The organism is Methanosarcina siciliae T4/M (assembly GCF_000970085.1).
Taxonomy (GTDB): Archaea; Halobacteriota; Methanosarcinia; order Methanosarcinales; family Methanosarcinaceae; genus Methanosarcina; species Methanosarcina siciliae.
This window is the reverse complement of record NZ_CP009506.1, coordinates 1,019,178-1,041,931: the sequence shown is the minus strand read 5'-3', so window position 1 is coordinate 1,041,931 and position 22,754 is coordinate 1,019,178. Positions and strand designations below refer to the sequence as shown.

General features: G+C 43.5%; 20 protein-coding genes and 1 pseudogene. 10 read left to right on the top strand and 11 right to left on the bottom strand.

What is annotated here, in order from left to right:
* The first annotated feature begins 223 nt into the window (after positions 1-223).
* Both MSSIT_RS23940 and MSSIT_RS22855 read left to right on the top strand, forming a co-directional pair.
* Positions 224-994: a fasciclin domain-containing protein gene (locus MSSIT_RS23940; RefSeq protein WP_197080335.1), complete on the top strand. Its 771-nt coding sequence runs from the start codon at positions 224-226 to the stop codon at positions 992-994.
* A gap of 407 nt (positions 995-1,401) precedes the next feature.
* Positions 1,402-1,689, top strand: coding sequence for a hypothetical protein (locus tag MSSIT_RS22855; RefSeq protein ID WP_148704930.1), 288 nt, complete (start codon positions 1,402-1,404; stop codon positions 1,687-1,689).
* A gap of 325 nt (positions 1,690-2,014) precedes the next feature.
* On the opposite strand, the gene MSSIT_RS04575 is transcribed toward MSSIT_RS22855, so the two are convergent.
* Complete coding sequence (locus MSSIT_RS04575; RefSeq protein ID WP_048170404.1) at positions 2,015-2,377, bottom strand: SpoIIAA family protein; 363 nt, start codon at positions 2,375-2,377, stop codon at positions 2,015-2,017.
* Positions 2,378-2,691: 314 nt separating this feature from the next.
* Between MSSIT_RS04575 and MSSIT_RS25615 the strand changes: the two are divergent.
* Both MSSIT_RS25615 and MSSIT_RS25610 read left to right on the top strand, forming a co-directional pair.
* A pseudogene (locus MSSIT_RS25615) lies at positions 2,692-3,812 on the top strand (SulP family inorganic anion transporter); the annotation flags it as partial.
* A gap of 6 nt (positions 3,813-3,818) precedes the next feature.
* Complete coding sequence (locus MSSIT_RS25610) at positions 3,819-4,379, top strand: STAS domain-containing protein (RefSeq protein WP_394296908.1); 561 nt, start codon at positions 3,819-3,821, stop codon at positions 4,377-4,379.
* Between the two features lie 33 nt (positions 4,380-4,412).
* Here the strand turns inward: MSSIT_RS25610 and glgX are convergent, their stop codons facing one another.
* From glgX to MSSIT_RS04555, 3 genes are all read right to left on the bottom strand, one after another.
* Entirely contained in the window at positions 4,413-6,653 is a 2,241-nt protein-coding gene (glgX, locus tag MSSIT_RS04565) for a glycogen debranching protein GlgX (RefSeq protein ID WP_048170401.1), read from the bottom strand.
* Positions 6,654-7,231: 578 nt separating this feature from the next.
* On the bottom strand, positions 7,232-7,636 hold the full coding sequence (locus MSSIT_RS04560; RefSeq protein WP_048170399.1) for an IS110 family transposase: 405 nt from the start codon (positions 7,634-7,636) through the stop codon (positions 7,232-7,234).
* A 27-nt stretch (positions 7,637-7,663) separates the two neighbouring features.
* Positions 7,664-8,149 carry an IS110 family transposase gene (locus MSSIT_RS04555; protein WP_048170398.1) on the bottom strand — a complete coding sequence of 162 codons (486 nt, stop codon included), beginning with the start codon at positions 8,147-8,149 and terminating at the stop codon, positions 7,664-7,666.
* 404 nt (positions 8,150-8,553) lie between these two features.
* On the opposite strand from MSSIT_RS04555, the gene MSSIT_RS04545 reads away from it, so the two are divergent.
* Positions 8,554-9,546, top strand: coding sequence for an ATP-binding cassette domain-containing protein (locus MSSIT_RS04545; RefSeq protein ID WP_148704927.1), 993 nt, complete (start codon positions 8,554-8,556; stop codon positions 9,544-9,546).
* A gap of 3 nt (positions 9,547-9,549) precedes the next feature.
* Complete coding sequence (locus MSSIT_RS04540) at positions 9,550-10,386, top strand: ABC transporter permease (RefSeq protein WP_048170393.1); 837 nt, start codon at positions 9,550-9,552, stop codon at positions 10,384-10,386.
* A gap of 192 nt (positions 10,387-10,578) precedes the next feature.
* Here the strand turns inward: MSSIT_RS04540 and pyrF are convergent, their stop codons facing one another.
* Together pyrF and MSSIT_RS04530 are read right to left on the bottom strand one after the other, a co-directional pair.
* Entirely contained in the window at positions 10,579-11,244 is a 666-nt protein-coding gene (gene pyrF, locus MSSIT_RS04535; protein ID WP_048170390.1) for an orotidine-5'-phosphate decarboxylase, read from the bottom strand.
* Positions 11,245-11,248: 4 nt separating this feature from the next.
* Positions 11,249-12,202 (bottom strand): deoxyhypusine synthase, encoded by a 954-nt coding sequence (locus tag MSSIT_RS04530; protein ID WP_048170388.1) that lies wholly within the window; start codon positions 12,200-12,202, stop codon positions 11,249-11,251.
* 566 nt (positions 12,203-12,768) lie between these two features.
* Here MSSIT_RS04530 and MSSIT_RS04525 point away from each other — a divergent pair.
* A complete protein-coding gene (locus MSSIT_RS04525; protein ID WP_052721511.1) occupies positions 12,769-13,032 on the top strand; it encodes an ATP-binding cassette domain-containing protein in 264 nt (87 codons plus the stop codon).
* Between the two features lie 32 nt (positions 13,033-13,064).
* Here MSSIT_RS04525 and MSSIT_RS04520 read toward each other — a convergent pair whose 3' ends face one another.
* Both MSSIT_RS04520 and MSSIT_RS04515 read right to left on the bottom strand, forming a co-directional pair.
* The gene (locus MSSIT_RS04520) at positions 13,065-13,457 is read right to left on the bottom strand and encodes a thioredoxin family protein (RefSeq protein WP_048170386.1); all 393 of its coding nucleotides are present in this window, start codon (positions 13,455-13,457) and stop codon (positions 13,065-13,067) included.
* A 381-nt stretch (positions 13,458-13,838) separates the two neighbouring features.
* Complete coding sequence (locus tag MSSIT_RS04515; RefSeq protein ID WP_231590415.1) at positions 13,839-14,273, bottom strand: hypothetical protein; 435 nt, start codon at positions 14,271-14,273, stop codon at positions 13,839-13,841.
* Positions 14,274-14,849: 576 nt separating this feature from the next.
* On the opposite strand from MSSIT_RS04515, the gene MSSIT_RS04510 reads away from it, so the two are divergent.
* Positions 14,850-15,593 carry an RNA ligase partner protein gene (locus MSSIT_RS04510; protein WP_048170384.1) on the top strand — a complete coding sequence of 248 codons (744 nt, stop codon included), beginning with the start codon at positions 14,850-14,852 and terminating at the stop codon, positions 15,591-15,593.
* 368 nt (positions 15,594-15,961) lie between these two features.
* Positions 15,962-17,194 carry a methionine adenosyltransferase gene (locus MSSIT_RS04505; protein ID WP_048170382.1) on the top strand — a complete coding sequence of 411 codons (1,233 nt, stop codon included), beginning with the start codon at positions 15,962-15,964 and terminating at the stop codon, positions 17,192-17,194.
* A gap of 162 nt (positions 17,195-17,356) precedes the next feature.
* Here MSSIT_RS04505 and MSSIT_RS04500 read toward each other — a convergent pair whose 3' ends face one another.
* Positions 17,357-18,223 (bottom strand): geranylgeranylglycerol-phosphate geranylgeranyltransferase, encoded by an 867-nt coding sequence (locus MSSIT_RS04500; RefSeq protein WP_048170381.1) that lies wholly within the window; start codon positions 18,221-18,223, stop codon positions 17,357-17,359.
* Positions 18,224-18,876: 653 nt separating this feature from the next.
* Here MSSIT_RS04500 and MSSIT_RS21085 point away from each other — a divergent pair.
* Positions 18,877-20,487 carry a PGF-pre-PGF domain-containing protein gene (locus tag MSSIT_RS21085; RefSeq protein WP_231590414.1) on the top strand — a complete coding sequence of 537 codons (1,611 nt, stop codon included), beginning with the start codon at positions 18,877-18,879 and terminating at the stop codon, positions 20,485-20,487.
* Positions 20,488-20,623: 136 nt separating this feature from the next.
* Here the strand turns inward: MSSIT_RS21085 and nadA are convergent, their stop codons facing one another.
* Together nadA and MSSIT_RS04480 are read right to left on the bottom strand one after the other, a co-directional pair.
* A complete protein-coding gene (nadA, locus tag MSSIT_RS04485; RefSeq protein WP_048170378.1) occupies positions 20,624-21,538 on the bottom strand; it encodes a quinolinate synthase NadA in 915 nt (304 codons plus the stop codon).
* 318 nt (positions 21,539-21,856) lie between these two features.
* Positions 21,857-22,672, bottom strand: coding sequence for an aspartate dehydrogenase (locus tag MSSIT_RS04480; protein WP_082088878.1), 816 nt, complete (start codon positions 22,670-22,672; stop codon positions 21,857-21,859).
* Positions 22,673-22,754: the final 82 nt, after the last annotated feature.

Genomic DNA, 22,754 nt, shown 5'->3' with positions numbered 1-22,754 from the left:
CCTGTGCTCGGATATCTGAGCCACAAACAGTAACAAAAGATATCAAGCAAGAGAATTGATACAAAATATTGTTTTAATGTACGCTAAACCGTGGAATATTCATTTTATAGTATGAAACAATTTTTTAATACCGTTTTGAATAGGAGTAGCGTTACATCAATGACAAATTATATAACGATGTGTATGTATTATTCATGGGGGATATTTTTCCACTGCATTTTTTATGAATAAAAGAGGAGATGAAATCATCAGGAAAATAAAACTTTTTGGTACTGTATTTATTACAGTGACGCTTATCGCACTAATGTTATTCACGTCAGGATGTTCTCAGCAAAGTGTCGAAAATGAGACCGGAGATATAGAAAATGAATCCGGAATTGTAGAAAATGAAACCAGAGTAGTAGAAAATGAAACAGGATATATAGAAAATGAAACAGGATACGTAAAAAATGAAACTGAAAGTTTATTGAATGAAACTGAGAATCAAACAAATAGATCTGAACATAGGGAAACTGAAAGCGAGAATTTAGAAGAGGAAGTTGAAGGTGTACCTCAAGAAGTATTAAATGTTGTTGAGAAAAGCGATAGAAATGTCATGCAAACGTTAGCTGACAGAAACTTCACAACTTTTGTTGAACTTCTCAATGTTGCAGGACTGGAGCCGCTTCTTGCCGAGGAGGGAATTTATACTGTTTTTGCTCCAACTAACGAAGCCTTCGACGAACTTCCTGAAAACGCAGTCCCTGCGCTTGAGAACAATACCGGGGAGCTGGAAAAAATCTTAACCTACCATATTGTTGATGGCAAAATATTGATGGAAAATGATCTTGAAAACATGACAAGTGTCAAGACACTTGAAGGAGAAGAACTCCCCATCACTGTGACAGAAAACGGTGTTCAGGTTGGCGGTGCAAACATAACAGAAGCGGACATCATGGCCAGCAATGGGGTAATTCATCAGATAGATAAGGTGTTAACCCCTCCGCCGCAGTGAAGTGTAAATTACAAGCTTCTTCATGAAACTGACTGCAAACAGAGAGACTCTGAAGTCATGAGAGAAGCTTTCATATTCCTTTTCATTGCTTTATTTTTCTTATTTTTCTTATTTTGCTTCTTCTTTCCCGCTCCTTCTTTCCTGCTTCCCATAAATCTGGTCGTCCACAATAATAACGGAGTGACACCGTTATTGATGCTCTGGAACAATAGCAACTAAATAAGTCTTCGAGAACTGGAAAAAAAATTAAATCTATGAAGGAAATAATTATATAAACGCATATATATGATTCATAGGGGAACAGATTTTTCTATTTATGTTTTAGACTGAGGGGAACAGATTTTTCTATTTATGTTTTAGACTGAAAGGGGGGAGAGATTATTAGTAAAATAAGACTTTTTGGTACTGTGCTTATTACAGCAATGCTTGTCTCACTAATGCTTTTCGCTTCCGGTTGTTCTCAAAATACATCGGAAGACGAAAATAGAGTGGAAAATTTAAGTGAAAATCTATCAGAGAAAAGAGAAAACTTATCAAATTTAAGTGAGAATATAACTGAAAAAAGAGAAAATTTATCAAATTTAAGTGAGAATATAACTGAAAAAAGAGAGAATTTATCAAATTTAAGTGAAAATCTATCAGAGAAAAGAGAAAACTTATCAGATGTGAGGGAGAACCTGACTGATAGAATTTGATGAATGCAAAAGAGTTTAAAAAAAATAACAAATAAAAGAGAAAAAATCATAATATAAATTTAAACAGTTGGGTTATTCATCAAATTGATAATATGTGATCCTACCTCATAAAGAAAAAATAAAGAGAACGACTCAAGCGTCACAAAAGAATTTTCAATGCTTTTTAATCTTTCTTCAATGCTTTTTAATCTTTCAATTTTTAGAACTTGTTTGTATTTTCAATCCCAGGCACAGAGCTCAATAGTGCATGGTTAGGCTACTAAAACCACGAGCAAAAGAAGACATGCAATTAGCTGGGAAAAGCGGCTTTTCATATCATGTATTTTCATTCAATGATCCAGGCCTTTGCTTCAGCAAACTCTTTGTTCCGGAAGGTTTTTACCGGGCAGGGAATGGCAAACTTAAATACTTTAACTGCGTCAATTATCCAGTCCGCGTCCGAGACAACAGCGATCTTTTCAAATGCAGTGAGGTGCCATATTCCAACTTTTGCGTCATCCCACATGGCATCATAGGTAAAACCCGTGAAATTCGGACCCAATTGATAGAGCATACGAATCTTTCCTTGCGTCCGTATTTTATCCTCAATGGCTGGAATCAACACCTTTTCATAGTCATCTCCCGTTACCTGTCCATTTGCAATAGCGGCAACAACGTTTTCCGGCAAATCAGGCATAATTTCTATCATTTTATTCCCCCTTTTCGATTCTGTTTCACTTGATAACGTTACAAAACCAATTTAATTTATTGTTCCTATGAATATAAATTTTAGCTCCAAACAGTGTAGTTCATGACGTGATCAAAAAATATATCCCGGACAAATAATATTAAAATTTCTTCCGTAAAATACCCAGAAGTTTATTGGGAATTGACCCAGAAATATGGCCTGTAAGATATGATCAGATGCTCATAGCCGAAAGTTGAAAATTAGATCGGTTCAGCCGGTTCCTTGTTTGTGAATTTAAATCCGGAATTATTTTTAATGGGGAGATTAAAGCAAATATGATACCTGAAAAAAATCCTAAAAGATTCCTTCACTTCCCCTTCTTCCAGGGGGCATTCCCCTCCAGCCCTAAACAAATACCTCTGGAAATCACTGCCGGAATCGCATTCGCAGCGTTTGCAATTCCCGAAGTTATGGGGTACACAAAGATTGCAGGTATGCCCTTGGTTACCGGGATCTACACAATCCTGCTTCCAATGCTGGCCTTTGCCATTTTCGGTTCATCCCGCCATCTTGTAGTTGGAGCCGATTCTGCGACAGCGGCGATTATAGCGAGCGGATTGATAACAATGGCAGTGCCGGAATCTCCTCAATACGTTGCACATGCCGGGATGATCGCTCTACTCGCAGCAATCTTCCTTCTTCTTGCAGGCCTGCTGCAGCTCGGTTTTCTGGCAGATTTCCTCTCTCACACAGTCCTGATAGGATTTCTTACCGGTGTAGGTATCCGTATCTTGATCTCACAGCTTGCGGGATGTTCGGCATTTCCGGAGGGTCGTACGGAACATTTATGCAGCTTACATCTTTAGTGAGAGACCTGAATCTTACAAATGTTCCCACACTCATAGTCTCATTATCTGTAATCGGGATTATTGTTCTTAGCGAAAGGATCGGAAGCAAAGTCCCGGGTGCACTAATAGCGATCATCGGGGCAATTGCTGCAAGCTGGATGTTCGATCTTTCTTCCTACGGGATTATTATCCTCGATGCGGTACCCGGAGGTTTACCCAATATCTCTTTTCCTCAAGTACAACTTTCTGATATCCCCAAGCTCCTTAACATCTCAGTAGCCTGTTTTATTATCATCCTCGCCCAGAGTGCTGCAACGTCCCGGGCTTATTCTATGAAGTTTTCCGACACTTTCAATGAGAATTCGGATCTCATCGGATTGAGCCTTGCTAATGCAGCAGCAGGGATGTCAGGCACTTTCGTAGTCAACGGCAGCCCGACCAAAACCGAAATGGTCAGAAGTGCCGGAGGGCGTACCCAGCTTACCCAGCTCACAACGGTCTTCATCGTCCTGATAGTCCTGATGTTCTTCACCTGGCCATTCGCTTATTTGCCCACGGCCGTACTTTCATCGGTGGTATTCCTCATCGGACTGCGACTTATCGATACCGAAGGGATGAACGCTCTTCACAGACAGCGCCCTGTAGAATTCAACGTCGCCCTGATAACAGCTATGACGGTCGTAGTTATAGGCGTCGAGCAGGGAATTGGGATAGCTATCGTACTCTCGGTCATTGCTCACCTGCGCCACAGTTATCGACCGCTTAACCTGCTACTTGTTCCAAAACCCGGAGGAGCCATGCGGACAGTTCCACTTGAAAAAGGCCAGCAAGCTGTCGAAGGCCTGCTGATCTACCGTTTTGGCTCAAACCTCTACTTTGCTAATGAAAACCGCTTCATGAAAGAAATAATTGCACTTGCCAAGAAAAATGGCTCACTTAAATGGTTTTGCATTTCCGCAACGAACATAGGAGATATCGACTTCACTGCTGTAGAGACACTCAAAAATGTATACAACCAGTTGCAACAAATGAATATCACTCTCATATTAAGTGACGTAGTGCAGCCTGTTATGAATGAACTTGATAGAGATGGTATAAGCACAATGATTGGCAGGGACCATATCTTCGAGTCGGTTCAGGATGTTATCGAGGCGTATAAAAGAACAGCAGATTAAGAGAACAAATGGTGAACCTGCTTTTTCAGATGGTCACTTTGAAATCAGCACGACTATGCTTCTTCCCTGAACAGGGTAGCTGTTTCCATTTACCTGGACTTCTTCTCCTGCTCCGGCAATATCCTGAGGAGAAGGCAGGAAAGTGTCAACTGTCCGGTACCAGTTTCTCTCTCTGAGTCCTGGGATCTCAAATTCTAAAGGTTCCCAGTACATGTTCATCATAACATGGATGTCTTCTTCGTCACCGGGTTCTCCCATGGTAAAGGAAAGGGCTCGGGCATAAGGGTCGTCCCAGCCCGGACTGTTGAGCTTGCAGCCGTGCCAGGAAATATCTTTTAGCCCCCGTTCGTTTTCCTTACCCGTAAAGTAACGTGGGCGAAGAATAGTAGTATGGCGTTTCCGAAAATCGATCATCATTTTCCAGAAACGGAACATATCACGATTTATTTCTACGAAGTCCCAGTCAAACCAGCCGGTCTCATTGTCCTGGCAGTACGCATTGTTATTGCCCTTCTGGGTCCGCCTGACTTCATCCCCCATGGAAATCATCGGAACCCCTACGGAAAGCAGCAGGATAGAGGTGAAATTTTTGATCTGCCGTTCCCGCAGGGCTTCGATCTCCGGGTCTTCGGTCTCTCCTTCAACCCCGCAGTTCCAGCTCAGGTTATTGTCAGTCCCATCCCTGTTATTTTCCCCGTTGGCTTCGTTGTGTTTGTAGTTGTAAGAAACAAGGTCGTTAAGTGTAAACCCATCATGGCAGGTCACAAAATTAACGCTATTAATCGGAAGCCTTGATTCGGACTGGTAGAGATCGGGGCTTCCGGCAATCCGACTTGCAACCCTCCCTACAAGCCCTGGATCTCCCCGGACAAAGCGGCGGATCTCGTCCCGATAATAACCGTTCCACTCTGCCCACCTGGGGCCCGGGAAGTATCCGACCTGGTTGAGTGCAGCCGCGTCCCAGGCTTCTGCAATCACCTTTATGTATCCGAGGGAATCGTCCAGTTCAATCTGCCATATCACGGGGGGATACTTCATAACCTTCCCGTCAGTATCCAGTGAAAGGATAGAGCCCTGGTCAAAACGAAAACCATCAACGTGCATTTCTTCCGTCCAGTATTTCAGGCTGTCTACTATCAGCTTCTGAGGAATCGGATGGTTGCAGTTTACGGTATTTCCGCACCCCGAATAATTGCTGTAGTACTGCCTGTCAGGCTCCAGATGATAGTAAATGCTGTTGTCTATACCTTTGAAAGAAAAGAACGGACCCAGGTGGTCCCCTTCAGCGGTATGGTTGAAGACCACATCAAGGATTACCTCTATTTCGGCTTTGTGCAGGGCTTTGACCATATCCCGGAATTCCTTCGTATGGTCTCCACGTTCAGGGTTTTTGCAATAGCCGCTGTGAGGAGCAAAAAAACATATGGGATCATATCCCCAGTAGTGCCTTTTACCCTCCGGGCTTATAGTATCATCAAAATCAAAGACAGGCATCAGTTCTACCGCAGTGATGCCAAGCTCCTTGAGATATGGAATTTTTTCTATAATCCCTGAAAATGTACCGGGAGCCTTAACTCCTGAGCTTGGAGACCTCGTGAATCCGCCTACATGCAGCTCATAGATGATGGTTTCGTTCAGTTTTTGCAGCCTGTTTTTGCCAAAGAGTTTCTCCCCGATTCCGGGCATCTCATATACTTTTTCTGCCGTGATGTGACTGTTATTTCCCCATCCGTACCCGGATGGATCTATCACCACACTACGCATGGATGTAGAAAGGTTGTCTCCTGGCACGCAGGCTTTTTCTCTGTTCCAGAGTGTTTTGTTATTTCCCCGCGAGTAAGGATCGATCAGGACTTTCCCCCCATCAAAACGGTACCCTCCTGATGGATCAAAAGGCCCGCCGATCCTGTAGGCATAGTGGACTCCGGGCTTAAGGCCGCGTATATATACATGCCAGAAGTGAAAAGTTTTGTTAAGGGCAATACCTGGAGCCTCAGCGGTTTCGATTTCCTGCGAAGTTTCAATTCCCTTTGAAGTTTCAATTCCCTTTGAAGTTTCCACTGTACTCTCAACTTTTCCGGGCCGGGTAAGTTCTTCGACTCTATTTGTGGAAAGGACAAGTACAGGTTCCAGATCATCATGTTTATCGAAAAGCAGGAGCTCAACATAATCGGCATGTTCAGAATAAATTGAAAAATTAACTCCCTCTTCGTCACACGTCGCCCCAGGAGGGTGAGGGTATCCTTTTTCAATTTTGTAACTACGCGTCTTCAAAATCTGTTCGTAATCCGTATTATAGTTCTCCCGAGATTATTTTTTGGTTATTGACAATCTGCCTGTAGTTCTGAAAATTGAAGCTCGGATAACCGGACTCATCAGTTATGTACAGTTTATCCTGCTGATCTGTTAAATTTATTTTTGCCCTCAGCAAATAATTTTGCGGCTTTCATCCAGCCAGGCTCATGAAAAGAACTATTTGCCAAATGGAAAGGAGATTAGACAGCAACTTTGCCTGTTTGACCTGTTTGAGAAGACCGCTTTCCTGCGTCTTTTTATTTTACTATTGTTTTTAAGTTAGTCATCTTGAACGCAACTCCCGACTCTACTATAAAGTAGTCTGCTTGAGCGGAGACATGTTATATAAGGTTTCAGTTTGAGAAAACTACTCTTCAATTCTTTTTCACATTCATTTTTTGAAAAGCCGCGCTATGCGCGTAAAAATTCCCGTGAATACAGCTAATACTGTTTCTTTGTTCAACTAATTCTTCGTTTTTCTATTCCCCTCAATTACCCCAACTCTATGTCCTTAGCAACTCTTTTTTAATCTACTATTCATTCATCTTTGAATTGCCTTATTCCGGGATCTGAAACGGTCTTTTATTCTTCTCCACCGACCATATTATCCTTATAAGCTTTTTAGCTGCTGCACATCTTGCAGTATTGTAATGTTTTCCTTCACTGATTTTTTTATCAAAATACTCTCCAATTACAGGATTTACTCTCCTTGAATCCACCACAGCTCTGCCTATCAGGCACCTCAGCACTCTTGATCCCCTTTTATTCGGTCCTGAGATGACCTCCTTCTGTCCTGATTTCTTAACTTTAGGATCAAAGCCTGAAAAAGCTGCTAATTGATCTGGATGCTTAAAATTCTCAACCTCCCCTATTTCTCCCCAGATCATAGCTGCCTTTAATTCGGTAATTCCTGGAATTGTTTGAAGATAATGTTTGTCCTTTACTCTTCCCCAAATCTCCATAATCCTATTTTCTGTTTCCTTGATCTGTTAAATCACATGCACATTTCGTAAAAAGCGTCTCTTCAGATTGATTAGCTCTGACTTTAATTTGAAGTGGAACCTGCTATATTCTTTGATTTCCATTCTGTTTTTATCTTCAAAACTGGTCTTTGGTGCCTCTCCAAATCTCATCATGTTTGCTATTGTTTTAGCGTCTATTTTATCTGTTTTTGTTCCCCTTATGTTGACCTGGGCAAACCCTCGTATCTGCGAAGGGTTGTAAAGGTTCATTTCATACCAATCAGATAATGCATTGTATATCGGATACCAGTAAATCCCGGTCGCTTCCATCCCTATCCTGGGAATTGCATTCATTTTTATTGCTATGGCTTCGACAATTTCCCTGAAACTCTCAATACTGGATCTTGAATTTTCAAGCCGAATATATTTTCCAATTTGCTTTCCATGCTCATCTACGAGACAAGCCTGATGTGAATTCTTGGCCACATCTATGCCAATGTTTAGATACGTCATCCCCAATCCCCAATATATTTTATAGGCCGGGAACCAAATATTCCTCTGCTCTCAACGGTCAGTAAGCTCGTAAAAATCGCCAGAATCTGTCCTTTCTGAACAGATCTGTAACATGTTAAATTGCCAGAGAGCCGTAGGAGCGAGGGTGGCAGTCTCATCAAGCCGGACAGTGCCGTAAGCGAAGCAAACTACCCTCCCAGCCTACGTATCGTTTTTATGAAATTGCAGCAATAAAAAATGCTGCAACTACCTTATATACGAGCGAAACAGACTGTGCACTGCAGAGCTGCAACTCTACCGAAACAGACTGCGCACTGCAGAGCCGCAACTCTGCTGGCGCAAAATACATATTTATCATTAAAGGTTCAATCCTTTTAAAGTAAAGGGGAAGCGGGGTACCTGTTCTGGAAAACAATATTATAGAGGTAAATGACCTTGAGTATTTTTTCGGTGAGGTAAAGGCAGTCGATAAGATCAGTTTTACGGTCAAAGAAGGAGAGATCTTCTCATTTCTCGGACCAAACGGGGCGGGAAAAAGTACCGTAATCAATGTCCTTACCACTCTCCTGCCTGTTCAGAAAGGAAGAGCAATGGTTGCAGGCTTTGATTTGAAAACAGAGCCTGAAAAGGTTAGGGAATCCATAGGAATTGTTTTTCAGGAACTTACCCTTGACCGGGATATGACTGTGAGGGAGATTCTGGAGTATCACGGAAGACTCTATTCCATGCCGAAAGCTGCAAGGCAGGAAAGGATTGAGGAATTGATCAAACTGGTCGAGCTCGAAGGGAAGCGGGACACTCTCACAAGACACCTCAGCGGGGGAATGAAACGCAGGCTTGAGATTGCTAGAGGGCTCATGACCCGTCCGAAAGTGCTTTTCATGGACGAGCCAACCATCGGACTTGACCCTCAGACGAGGATAAGGATCTGGGAATATGTGAAGGATATAAACCGAGAGGGCACAACCATTTTCCTGACAACCCATTATATGGACGAAGCCGACCAGCTCAGCGACAGGATAAGCATCATAGACCACGGGAAAATTATCGTCACAGGCAAATCCTGGGAATTAAAAAATGCGCTTGGAGAGGACTTAATTTATCTGGAAACCAGTGACAATATGGGAGCTACAGTGTCTCTCAGGCAGCTCGACAGTGTGAGAGGGATAAGGGAAAAAGCAAAAGGGATAGTTCTCATGGTCAATACGGACGGGACATACCTGCTGCCCGAGATCATGGACAGGCTTCGAAGCGGGGGGATCAGGATCAGGGCAGTAAACCTTAAAAAGCCTTCAATGGACGATGTTTTTGTCCACTATACAGGAAGGGAATTAAGGGACAGCGGAGCAGGAAAGGGGTCGGTGGTAAGCCTTAGGGTTAGGGCAGGGGGGCGTTAAAAGATGAATACCGGGTTTCTTACCATCTACTGGCGGGACATGCTGAGGTTTGTCCGGTTCAGGACCCTCCTCTTTGCCTCTCTTGTCCAGCCCGCTCTCTGGCTTGCCTTTTTCGGGATTGCAATGTCAAACAACTTTGAAAGGTTGACCTCGACACTGCCTGTAGACCCCAGTGTCAGGACTGTTGGCTACCTGACCTTCATAGGAGCAGGTGTTATTGCAATGACCACACTTTTTACGAGCCTGTTCGGAGGAACCGTGTTGCTTTTCGACAAGAACTGGGGGCTCATGCGCGAAACGCTTTCAAGTCCGATTCCGAGAATCCATGTGATCATAGGGATAGGGCTTTCAGGCATGACAAAATCTTTTATCCAGGCAGCTGTGATCATGGGGTTCGGGCTTTTGCTCGGAGTCCGGTTTTTTGAAGGATATACCCCGATACAGATCGTTTACTCCCTTATCGGGATAATGGTTTTTGTGGGCACGTTTTCTCTCGGGTTTCTTTTCCTTTCGGCTGCAATCGCAATAACCATGGAGAGCCCCGAAGGGATGCAGGCAGTAATAACCCTGCTCACCATGCCTTTCTTTTTCACAAGCAATGCCCTTTATCCAGTAAACTCTTTTCCGCCCGTGCTTCGCGTCCTGTCCATAATCAACCCGCTCACGCATCTTGTCAGCGGGATCAGGTATTTTGCAATAGGGAGCGACTTTTCTGCAATAGGAATCCGTTATACTTACACGCCTGAAGAGGTCTTTATTTCCTATCTTGCCCTGCTTGCTTTTGCAGGAATAATGTTTTTGATTGCAAGGTGGAGGTTTAGCAAAGTCACTGTTACATAACTACTATATGATCCGCGTATCAAAACAGAAAATTCGGAAATGAGAAAGTATTCAGAACAAAGGAAATGTTCAATTTCGTGCCTCAGAACTCATAGGGCTCATCATGGAATCAGCCAGATTTTTCATCACAGGCACGTAATTGAGATTAGGAGCGTATTTTAAAAAAGCTGCCCTTTCAGAGAAAAATATTCGTCAGTATTCTCCACGGATCTCATCCTGAATTTCCTCGGCAATCTGCCTGGCAGCTTCTTTTGGGAATTTTGCCTTATAGATGCTCCTGCCTACGATCACCCAGTCTGCGCCGGCAGCGATCACGTCCGAGGCTCTTCCGCCCTGGGCACCTACGCCGGGGGAGATGATGGTAAGTTTATCCCCGATGATCTTCCTGATTTTCTTCACCCTTTCGGGACGGGTAGCGGGGGCGACAAGTCCGAAGGCTCCGGCTTCAAGCGCCATCTTTGCAATTGCTTCTGCCACCGGCTGCATAAAATCGGCGCCGCCAGGATGGCTCATTTCGCTTACAACGAAGACGTCCTTTCTGTATTCGGAAGCAATTTCAACGCAGGCATCAAGACTGTCCCTGCCTGTAAAACCCTGTGCGATTACCGCATCGGCGCCGGCTTCAAAGACCTGGTCGCAGATAAGGCGGTTGGTGTTGGGAATATCAGCAACCTTGAAATCGGCTATAACCGGGGTGAACTCGGCAAGTTCCCTGATGATCCCGAGCCCTGTGGCAAGTATGAGAGGATAGCCTACCTTTATTGCGTCCACGAATTCCCAGACATCTTCTGCAATCTTCAGCGCTTCTTCCCTGTCAGTTATGTCCAGGGCAAGGATCATATGGGTATTCTTTTCCATCAAATCATCTCTTTGAAAGGCGCGTCCGCACAGCGGAAACGATAAGCGGGAGAGTGATTGTTGCATCTGCGTACACGGTTACTGATTTTGCATCTTCCCCGACCTTTCCCCAGGACTGGGCTTCGTCAAGAGTTGCCCCGCTAAGCCCACCGGTTTCCGGACGATCCATTGTCAGCTGGATCGCATAATCAAAGGACTTGGGAGTAACAAGCATGGACTGCAGGATGTAATTCTTCGGAACCCCGCCGCCAAGCAGCATAGCGCCCGCACTTTCAGCTTCGTAACACATTTCCATGAACTCGTGCATGTCTGCAAAAGCATCCACATGCAGAGGGTTTCCTTCCTTATAGAGCCAGGCCTGAAGCCCTATAACCGAGTCCTGAAGCGCAGGGCAGTAAACCGGCACCCCCATTTCGGCTGCGGTTTTGAGGATGGAAGAGTCATCGTCCAGATTCTTCCCGATCTCGGTAAGGACATGCCTGATAGAGAGTTTTTCCTGCGGAAGCCCTGCATAGACGCTCTGTAAAAACTCTTCAAGGTCTGTAAAGTGCTGGTCAGGGAGGTAAACATCATAGATCCTGTCGATACATTCATGCCTGAGCTGGATATCGTTTGCACAGTCCGACCCTTTATAGTGGTGAAGGCCGAGAGCCTCGACTGTGTCATGCACCATATTGGCGCCGGTTGTGACAAGCACATCGATATGCCCGTCGCGAATCAGGTCTGCAATAATATTCCTCATGCCTGCAGGTGTCATCGCCCCTGCAAGCCCGAAAAACTTCGTAGTTTTTTCTGAAGCCAGCATCTCATAATAGATGTCTACGGCTTCGGCCAGCCTGCCTGCTCCAAAAGCACAACCGGCATACTCTCTTACAAGCTCATCCACAGTCATATTCGGAACTATCTTTGCCCCTTTGACCGGAGTTGTAAGGTCTTTAGCAGAAGCTTCAAAGTCCATTTTTTTTCCTCATAGATTACAAGATTATAAACTTTAACTTATTAAAAACATAAATATATTGAAGAGAAATTATGTTAAAACGCAAATATATTAAAATGTAATTATGTTAATGTGTAAATGTCCTGAAATAAGTATTCAGGCATGAGAAGGTCTGTAAACTTAGACGCTTATAATTGATGCCTGCAACTGGCACCTGCAATAGACCGGTATGCAACATTATGGTCAGCACGCCATGCGTAGCATTTTATTAAGCTTATCCGTGCTACAGGAATTATATGGAACTGCTGGTATGAATTGATTTATGAGAACACCTCTGTATAGATAAACTTTCTCTTATTGGGGCTGCAGGAAAGAAAACTCTTCTACAAAAAGGGAAGAAAAAAGCAAAAACCTGCAAGGGATGTTAGAAATAAATAAGAGGGATGTAAGAAATATATTAAGAAAGTATGGACATCAGGGGCAAAAATGCAGGATGAAATAATAGTACGAAAATATCGCTATACATTTCGGAAGCAAAAAAGTGCTTTCTAATTTTTCTCTCTGTATTCCGAAAGGAAAAAATCCTGTTGAAAGGGCAATCAGGAACCGGTAAATCAACCCTGTTCAAAACACTCCTGGGGTTTGAAAAGCTTTCAGAAGGCTTGGTCTATTACATGGGAAAGACTCTGAATCCTCAGGTAGTCTGGCAGGTCCGAAAAGAGGCAGCTTATGTTTCCCAGGATACGGACCTGCTTGAGGAGATTCGTTCTTACAGGCCTAACAGAGAAAAAATATCCCCTGAAAAAATACAGGGAAAAAGTGAGAGAAAAAAGAGAATAGGAAACCTTTAAAGGAGCACAGGAAACCTTCGACCTGACCAAGATTATGAGTATCCTGTGATGTCCTGTCCTACTGGAGTAGTTTTCCTTATGCACTCCTCCCCATGCTGGACCATATCCCTGACCGCATTCTTCAGGATGGAAGGATAGATCTGGCCGACCTGTTCCCACACAGACTTTCCATGGCAGAAAAACTTGAATGTGGGCGTGCCCTGGACCCCATATCTTTCGGCAGTCCAGGGATTTGTTACCACGTTTAGTCTGACAAAAATGGCCGAACCCCTGTATTCCCTTGCATACTCCGCAAAATATGGTTCCATAGCTTTACAATACGGGCAGGTAGGGCTGTAAAACATTACAATAACAGGCTTCTCAGAATCTTCTACCTGCTGTCCCCAGGACGCATCTTCAATTTCAAGCACATAATTCTCATCCAATCAATTACCCCCTGAAATAATGAATTAATGAATTAAATTCAGGAATGAAATCCGTTTTCTGGTTTTGAAGGGATATGTGGCTTTTTGATAACAATACTTTATGCTATTATTAAAGCAATATTTATGCTTCATGGAATTAAAATTCATTCATCTGCAGAAAGAGTCAGAAAAACAAGAGAAATAGTAGCAGATTAAAAAAATGAAAAAATAAAGAGAAGCTTAAAAAAAGCTGGGGAACAGAACTGGAAGATCAGTTCTGTCTTTTTTCGGATACAGTGATTAATAGGGTAGTCGAGCCCGGCTCTTTACCCCTCGTTATTTGTCCATTATTAAAAATCCTGGACGGGGAGAGAACAGAATTCTACCTGCCAGGCTTTCTGTTCAGACTTCCTTTTTTTCGTAATCAGGGTTCATAATCTCTTCGAAACATGTGCTGCAGACGTATTTGTCATCGAGGCACGTTTCTTTGAAATTTACTTTGGGGCCACCCGGCTTTGTGGTTGCTTCCTTAAATACATAGAACTTTTCATTAAACTCTATTGGCTGTCCGCACCTGGTACATACGAAGGGCGGGTTTTCAACCGAATCAATTGCACATTCAATGCATATCAGATCGGACTTATCCCCGTGAACGTCCTTAAATGGGATTGGTTTCATGTCAAGACTGGTGTCCACAACCAGCACGTCTTCCATCAATTCCCGACCACAGATATTGCAATACTCTTTCATTGTGTTGCCTCCCTTCCTAAGAGGATTCCTGACAAAACCCTGTGTTGAGCCTACAAAAGGTTTTAAACTCTCCATGTTTGCACTCATTAAATTCCCCATTTTTAGCCTGTTTTATCCATATTATACCAAACCGGACGATTTTCCAGAAATTTCACTCAGGCTCGGTATCTTTCACACCTTCAATCTGAATTTTCACCCTGCCGGATAAAATAAGCTGCCGGCATATCAGCCTGAGAAATCCAGCCCGAACGGAGATAAAAGCGATAAGAAGAAAACATATTCCATTTTTTTAGCATGTGTTCTCAGAAATACTTTACGCCCAAAGCAGAACAATCCGAGAAAACAATATACAAAAATATTTCAAACCGCTTTTCAGCTCTGGCTTAAACTTCCCTATGTAAATATAGGGTTTTAAAAGTATATACAGTTATTCATTTTGATCAAAATCCGGTGAATAATAACATAAATAATAGTTATGGATAAGGGAACGATTTATAAGCATCGTAGTTACGGAGAAATAAGCAGGTTACAAGCACCATAGTTACGGATAACAGATAAAAAGGCAATACGCAAGTAGCAGGAAGAGGAAATAAAACAAAGAATTTTATTGCTCCTGCATCAATACATAAGAAGGGTAAAGAAGACATAAAAGGACTCAAAAAAATGCTCAAGCAGAGATTCGTGCTGGATACCACAGCACTAACGGACCTACAGACACGAGAGGTTATGGGTTATACATCCCTTTGCGAGGGGATGAAAGCGATACTTGACCTTATAGCCGACGCTCGCCTGCAGTTCGGGATCAGTTGTTATGTTCCCTATCCATCGGTATATAAGGAGATGTACGAATTTGCAAGCCGTAACGGCTGTGACAGAGAGGTTACGGCAAAGATTGATACCTGGCTTGTGAAAAAAGCTCCTGACCGTTATAGAGTTGATGTAACCTCACAGATCTTCCACGAATATGTCTCCTACATGAGGGAAAGAATTAACCGGGGGATGGGGGTTGCAGAAGATGCAATATGGGAGGCAGCAACAGAATGCCTTTTCATGGAAAATCCTCAAAACAAGAAAAAGGAATACAGGGAAAAGGTAGAAAGGGAAGTTATCGGCGGGATAATAGGCAAATTCAGGAATAAGTACAGGGCAGCTCTCAGGTATGGAATCCTTGACAGCGCTCCTGATATTGATGTCCTGATCCTTGCCAAAGAACTTGATGCAGCTGTCGTTGCAAGCGACTACGGAATCGAAAAATGGGCAGAGCAGCTTGGGGTTCGTTTCGTGCCTGCAAACACCTTTCCAATGATGATTAAAGAGTACCTGAAGCATACTCCGGAAGGGGAAAAGGAAAAGGGGGACGGAGATAAAAAGAAAAAAAGCCATTCAGAGGAAGCAGAATTTATCTAACAGGCCTGAAGGACTCCGTAACAGGCGCATCGGACTTAACACAGACAGATTCAGGTCCGAACCGCTCTGCGTTTTTAGTTTTATTCAAGGAGCTTTCTTAACCGGCCTGCCTTTTAACTGACCTGGCTTTTAAACTGACCTGCCTTTATTGTCTGTGTTCGCCAACGTCTTCACCGAATATCCCATATTTACTGAAGACCTTATCTTCACTGAAGAAACATCCAGTCTCTCTGAAAATCCAAACTTCACTGAGAAAAATTTTTGACAACATAAGCTGTCTTCATTGACAACATAAGCTGTCTTCAAATACATAAATAAGATCAATACAGTATCTGTCACGCCCTGAAGGGCGATCCGGGGGAAAGAGTTTGAGAAATATTGTTATAGAAGAGTTGAAAGCTTCGGAAGTATACCGCCAGAAGGTAGAGGTTGTTGAAAGAAAAGGGCTCGGGCATCCGGACTATATCTGTGATGCAATAATGGAACAGATTTCCGTAAATCTCAGCCAGAAATACCTTGAGACCTTCGGAACCATCCTCCACCACAACATAGACAAGGGCATGCTTGTTGCAGGCCAGGTAAGAGGAAAATTCAGAGGGGGAAAGGTAGTAAGCCCCATGAGACTGATCATAGGGGACAGGGCGACCTTCGAATACGAAGGAGTTGAGCTCGATGTTCCGGGGCTTGCAGTCGAGACTGCAAAAGACTGGCTTTCAGAAAACCTCCGTTTTGTGGAACCTGAAAGCGTCATCTACCAGGTAGAACTCAAAAGGGGTTCTGCAGAACTTACGGATATTTTCAGCAGGGGAGGAAAGGTTCTAGGGGCAAACGATACGTCCGCAGCAGTAGGATATGCACCTCTGAGCCCTACCGAAAGGTTGGTACTCGAAACCGAACGCTACCTTAACTCAAAGAAGTTCAAGAAAGAATTTCCGGAGTCAGGGGAAGACATAAAGGTCATGGGGCTCAGGCACAAAGAGGACGTTCACCTTACAGTTGCTGCCCCTCTTGTGGATAGGTTTGTCGAATCCGAAGAAGACTACTTCAAGAGGAAAATAGAACTGCATGACCGGATAGAAGAGTTTGCTGCCGGATTTGCAGAAAAGGAAAGAGTCGAATTTGAAGCCTGTATGTGTGTAAAACCGACGGCTTCCCTTAACACCCTGGACATTCCCGGCAGGGGAATGGAAGGAATTTATACAACGGTCACCGGAACATCCGCAGAAGATGCAGACTGTGGAGAGGTAGGGCGCGGAAACCGCGTAAACGGGATAATCCCTTTAAACCGCCCGGTCAGCAGTGAAGCTGCAGCAGGAAAAAACCCCGTAAGCCATATCGGAAAGATCTACAACATCCTTTCCCACAGGATCGCAGCCGAGATTTACAACCAGGTCCCCGATGTATCCGAAGTATATGTCTGGCTCCTGAGTGAAATCGGAACCCCAATCGACCAGCCCCAGATTGCAACTGCCCAGCTGGTTATGAAAAAAGGCGCCGCAGGCGATGTAGAGAAAGAAGCTGCAGAAGTTATAGAAAAAGAACTTGAAAATATCCATTCCTTCTCCATGGAACTTGTGGCAGGAAAGAGACCTATCTGCTAACCTATCGCCAAACATATCGGCAAACATATCGCGAACCTATCAGTTAACCGGTTTCAGAAACTGATTCGTAACATGATCCTGCCCTTAACCTATTTATCGAATCCGCAGGCTCTGCTAAAAAAGGAGAAGAGAGTAAGAGCAGGGTCTGGGAATTTATGTAGTTCATACCCCGGCAATGAAAGCGATAAGCGCAAAAAACATGGCTATTTTGAACATCTTGGAGGACTTTGTCGGGTTATTATTCACAAGAAGCTGGACAATGGCTGCAAGAAAGCCCAGGTCTGCCAGCAAGACCAGGTAAAGATAGCGCAGGCCAAGGATGGACATAAAGTACGGGAGAGGACTTAGAAGTACTGAGAGGAACCCTATAAACACTGCAAGATAGCCTGCTTTTTTTGCCCCGGTCCTGAGAGGGAGGGTATCTGCACCTTCCAGCCTGTCCCCTTCCATGTCCTCGATATCCTTAACGATTTCCCGAGCTGTAATGGCAAGAGCTGCAAGCAGGAAAAGTACGGAAAGAGCCTTAAGCCCTTCAAATCCGAAAACCGAAGCTCCGAAGAGAAAAACAGAACCGGTAAGATAACCTATGCTCAGGTTTCCCAGAAGGGGCGTACCTTTAAGGGTTTTTGCATACAGGATCAGGAGCAGGGAATTAAAAAGAGCTATTACCCCGCAGATCGAATTTATTGAGAAAGCCAGCAAAGTTCCAAGGGTAAACAGAAGGTAAGAAAAGTAAAGGGCTTCTTTTGCCTGCACCCTTCCGGAGGGAATGGGTCTTTCCGGACGGTTGATAGAATCTATCTTTATGTCAAAATAGTCATTGATAGCATTTCCTGCACCTGAAACCAGGAATACTACCAGAAACACAAAACCTGAATCAAGAAAAGGAAAAGGTCCCGCAAAATTTGAACTTAAAGGCCCGGTCAGGATATTAAAGGCTATCAAAGTTCCTATTACAGCTGCAAAACCTGCCATCAGGCAGTTTCCGTACCTCATAAGTTCCAGGTATGTGCGTATTCCGGCAGACATTAGAAGAAAGCAGCATTATAAAGTATTAAAAGTATCGGATCTGCGGAACTGAATCTGGAGAATTGACTCTAAAGAATTGGATCAAAATGTTACCAATCAAAATAAGATTTGAATGTTTAAACGAAAAAACTCCTCCTGTACAGTGAAACCTAAGCTTTGAACCCTTTATCAGCCTATTATGTCGTAGAAGTGTATAATTCCACTACCGGATTAAAACAATTTAAAGCTGAGAAAAAAATCCACCAGGCTTATTAAGGAGAAAGTGATTCCAGCCCCCGGAGGAGGACTATAGTATAAAAAGACCTCTGTAGTTAATTCTCCAAAATTTAATGACTCTTGCCTGGATATATGAATAACCAGATGAATAGTCAACTTTTGTTACTAAGCATCGTCTAGAGCCATATTAATTAGGCAGAGATCTTGTTTATGACATTGGGATATTGGGAAATCCGCTCGAAACAAGACTCTAAATTTTGTTTATATGAATAATATAATAAATTGTCAATGACTTACTGGGTACTAGAGACCTTTTGACTTACTGGGTACCAGAGACCTTTGTTTACGTCTGTGTAGCCGGAGGCCTAAAAAAAATGAAAACTGGTTTTTTTGCTTCTTTAATTTATGTACTATTAGTAATGCTAATAATTCCAGGAATGGCTCCCGGAATGGCATCTGCTGTAGAAGAAATAGCTGGAGACAGTGGAAGTTCGGATACAGGAGACCCCGGTACTGGAGATTCAGGTGCTGGAGTCGATGATTCAGGAACAACTGATGATTCAACAGATGATTCAGGAACAACTGATGATTCAACAGATGATTCAGGAACAACTGATGATTCAACTGACGATTCAACAGATGATTCAACAGATGATTCAACTGACGATTCAGGAACAACTGATGATTCAACAGATGATTCAACTGATGATTCAGGAACAACTGATGATTCAACAGATGATTCAACTGATGATTCAGGAACAACTGATGATTCAACAGATGATTCAACTGACGATTCAGGAACAACTGATGATTCAACAGATGATTCAACAGATGATTCAGGAACAACTGATGATTCAACAGATGATTCAACTGATGATTCAGGAACAACTGATGATTCAACAGATGATTCAACTGACGATTCAGGAACAACTGATGATTCAACAGATGATTCAACAGATGATTCAGGAACAACTGATGATTCAACAGATGATTCAACTGATGATTCAGGAACAACTGATGATTCAACTGACGATTCAACTGATGATTCAACTGACGATTCAACTGATGATTCAACTGACGATTCAACTGATGATTCAACTGATGATTCAACTGACGATTCAACAGACAATTCAACAGACGATTCAACAGACAATTCAACAGACGATTCAACAGACGATTCAACAGATGATTCAACTGACGATTCAACAGACAATTCAACAGACGATTCAACAGATGATTCAACTGACGATTCAACAGACAATTCAACAGACGATTCAACTGATGGGACAACAACCGAAAACACAACTTCTGAAGAATCGAGCACTGAAGACGACGATGATAGCGGAAGTTCCAGTTCCGGTTCCAGTTCAAGTTCGAGTTCCAGCAACATCGGAAGTGGTGTTTCGGCAGAACCGGCAAAAAATATCGAAATCAAGGAACTTACTACCAGAAACGTGATAAGTGGTTATCATATTAAGTATGAGTTCCCGGAAAACGTTACATGCATAACGTATATCGAATATGACGCAAAAAAGACTTTCAGAAGGACAACTACCATTGTAGAAGTACTTAAAAGCAAATCTACACTTGTTCCAAAACTTCCTTCAGGTAAAATCTATAAACATGTGAATATCTGGGTAGGAAATAGTGGAGAAGGACTTTCTACTTCTCTTGAAAATGGATCAGTAGGCTTCAAAGTCGAAAAAGAATGGATTAAAGATAATAACGTCAATGAATCCCTAATAACCCTGCAGTGGTATAACAAAAGCTGGAAACCTCTATCTACGGAAAAAGTCGGTGAAGACAAGAATTATACCTACTTTAAAGCAAAAACATCCGGTTATTCCTCTTTTGCAATAACGGAATATCAGGAAGGAAAAATACAGAAAACTTTGAAAACCCTGGAAAGTGAGTACCTTCTTAACGGAAGCACAGGCAAAAGCGGCGTAGTCAAAGCTCCGATGGAAGTGGCCAAGATACTCATAGTAATTGCCCTGCCCCTGTTTGCATTTATTGTGGGATACGCCGTTTTGAAGAAAAAGATCTAAGGTTTTCTGGCATGAAAGGGGGTGAGAGTTTGTTCCTCACCTGCTTTTCATATTTTCCCCATAATTCTGAAAAATTGATTGCCCCTTATTAACTGGTCGGTCTATTCCGGTACCGGGAGATGAAAACTTTCAGGCCTTATTTTACTTTTACCGCAAGCATCCTGTCAAGGGCCTCTTTTGCCCTTACTCTCACGTCTTCGGGAACGGTCACTACATGCTGCATTTTTTCAAGGGAATCTAGGAGTTTTTCAAGATTGACCATTTTCATGCTGGGGCAACAGGCAAATTCAGAGATACAGTAATAGGTTTTTTCCGGGGCTGCCTTATGGAGCCCGTGAATGAGTCCGCACTCGGTGCCTATGATGAACTCCCGGACGGGAGAGTTTTTCGCGTACATGATCATCCCTCGCGTACTTGCCACGCAGTCTGCAAGTTCAAGGACATCAGGGCGGCACTCGGGGTGAGCAATGAATTTGGCAAGGGGATGCTTTTCCTTCATTTTCAGGACGTCGTCTCTTAGGATCTGGTGGTGAGTGGGGCAGTGCCCTTCCCAGGGAATGATTTTTTTATCTGTCCGGGATGCAACGTAGGCCGCCAGATTCTTGTCAGGCACAAAGATAACCTCATCGGCATCAAGGGAGTTTACCACTTCCACGGCATTGGCAGAGGTACAGCATATATAGGACTCAGCCTTGATTGCAGCCGAACTGTTCACATAGGAGACTACCGGAGCGTCAGGGTGCTTTTCTTTCAGTCTTTTAAGCCCTTCCACATCCACCATATCTGCCATAGGGCATGTGGCATCGATTTCCGGCAACAGGACCGTTTTTTTTGGTGAGAGAATTGCAGCGCTTTCTCCCATAAAATGGACGCCGCAAAACACGATAACATCCGCGTCCTGGCGGACAGCTTCCTGGCTCAGGGCAAGGGAATCCCCTACGAAGTCCGCAACGTCCTGGACTTCGGGGCGGGAGTAATAGTGAGAAAGAATGACTGCGTTTCGTTTTACCTTCAATTCCTGGATCCTTTTTATAAGGTATGATTGCTGCATTGGACCACCATAATATTTGAGAGGAAAATATGAATCTGAAATTATAAAGGCATGTCAGACGTAAAGAGGGTGCAATAAGGAAAATGCTCTCCACAAGCACTTTTTCGCGCACATGCCACCTTCTCCGAAGGGTTTACGTGCTTAACTCCCCCGGACTATATAATGCTTGTGAACTGACGTTTTTGAACCCCGCCTGTTTTCAATCCTAAAAACGAAATTAAGATACCGAATTCCTCCAATCAACTTAGAGTCAGACCTCAAGGGTCAAGCTTCAAGAGCTAAGACTCAAGAGCTAAGACTCAAGGGAGCTAAAGGAATTCAGGTCCCTATCTGTACAGGGCTCAGGATCTTTTTAAGGGTAGAAACTGCAGAAAGGGCTGCAAGATAGCTTGTTTTAGGATTTTCCGGGGAAGGGAGGTTTTCCACTCTTGTACTGAATTTTCCGAATTCTCCTTCCACGGTGATTTCATGCACATTTCTGGAAAGAGAAGGGTCAGCTATAACTTTTACCCGTGTCCGTCGAAAACCTATACCTGCAAGGCTGATCGTAGCTGCCACGTTAACGTTTGCAGGGAAAGCTTTTACAGCTTCCGAGGCAGGCCCTTCAAAAAGTACGGTTTCTTTTTCGAGTTTTTCAAGTTCTATGCCGTGTTCCTCAACATAAGGAGCTCCCATAAGCCCTGAAGGAGGTTTCCTGGTGCTCAGGGTGACCGAGGAAATTCCAGCCGCAGATGCCGAATTTAATCCGTCGATCCCGACAACTGCTCCCGAGGGGAAATAAAGCTTGCAGTTATTCTCCTTTGCAATCCCGAAAAGAGTTTCCCGCAGTTCTTCATCGGCGAGGGCACCCACGCTCAGGATCATTACGTCACAGCCGGCCTTGAGGGCTTGAGGTACGATGAACCTGACGGCGTTCTGGGAGGCGCTTTCTACGACAAGGTCCACGCTGCGTATGAGTTCTTCGATCTTCATATAAGAAGGCCTGCAGGTCTTAAGGGAAGCTGAAAGTTCAAAGACCTTGCTCTCCGAAGAGTCGCAGAGTGCGTGCAGCTCTGCACTAACTTCCCCTCTATCAATTGCCCTGCAAATCTGTCCTCCAATGAATCCGCAACCAACAATTCCTATTTTCAGTATTCCAGGCTCCTGAGAATAATCAATAAATTCAACTTAATTATCCGTTTTAGCTGATATTTTCAATCAACTATAATCGCTTATA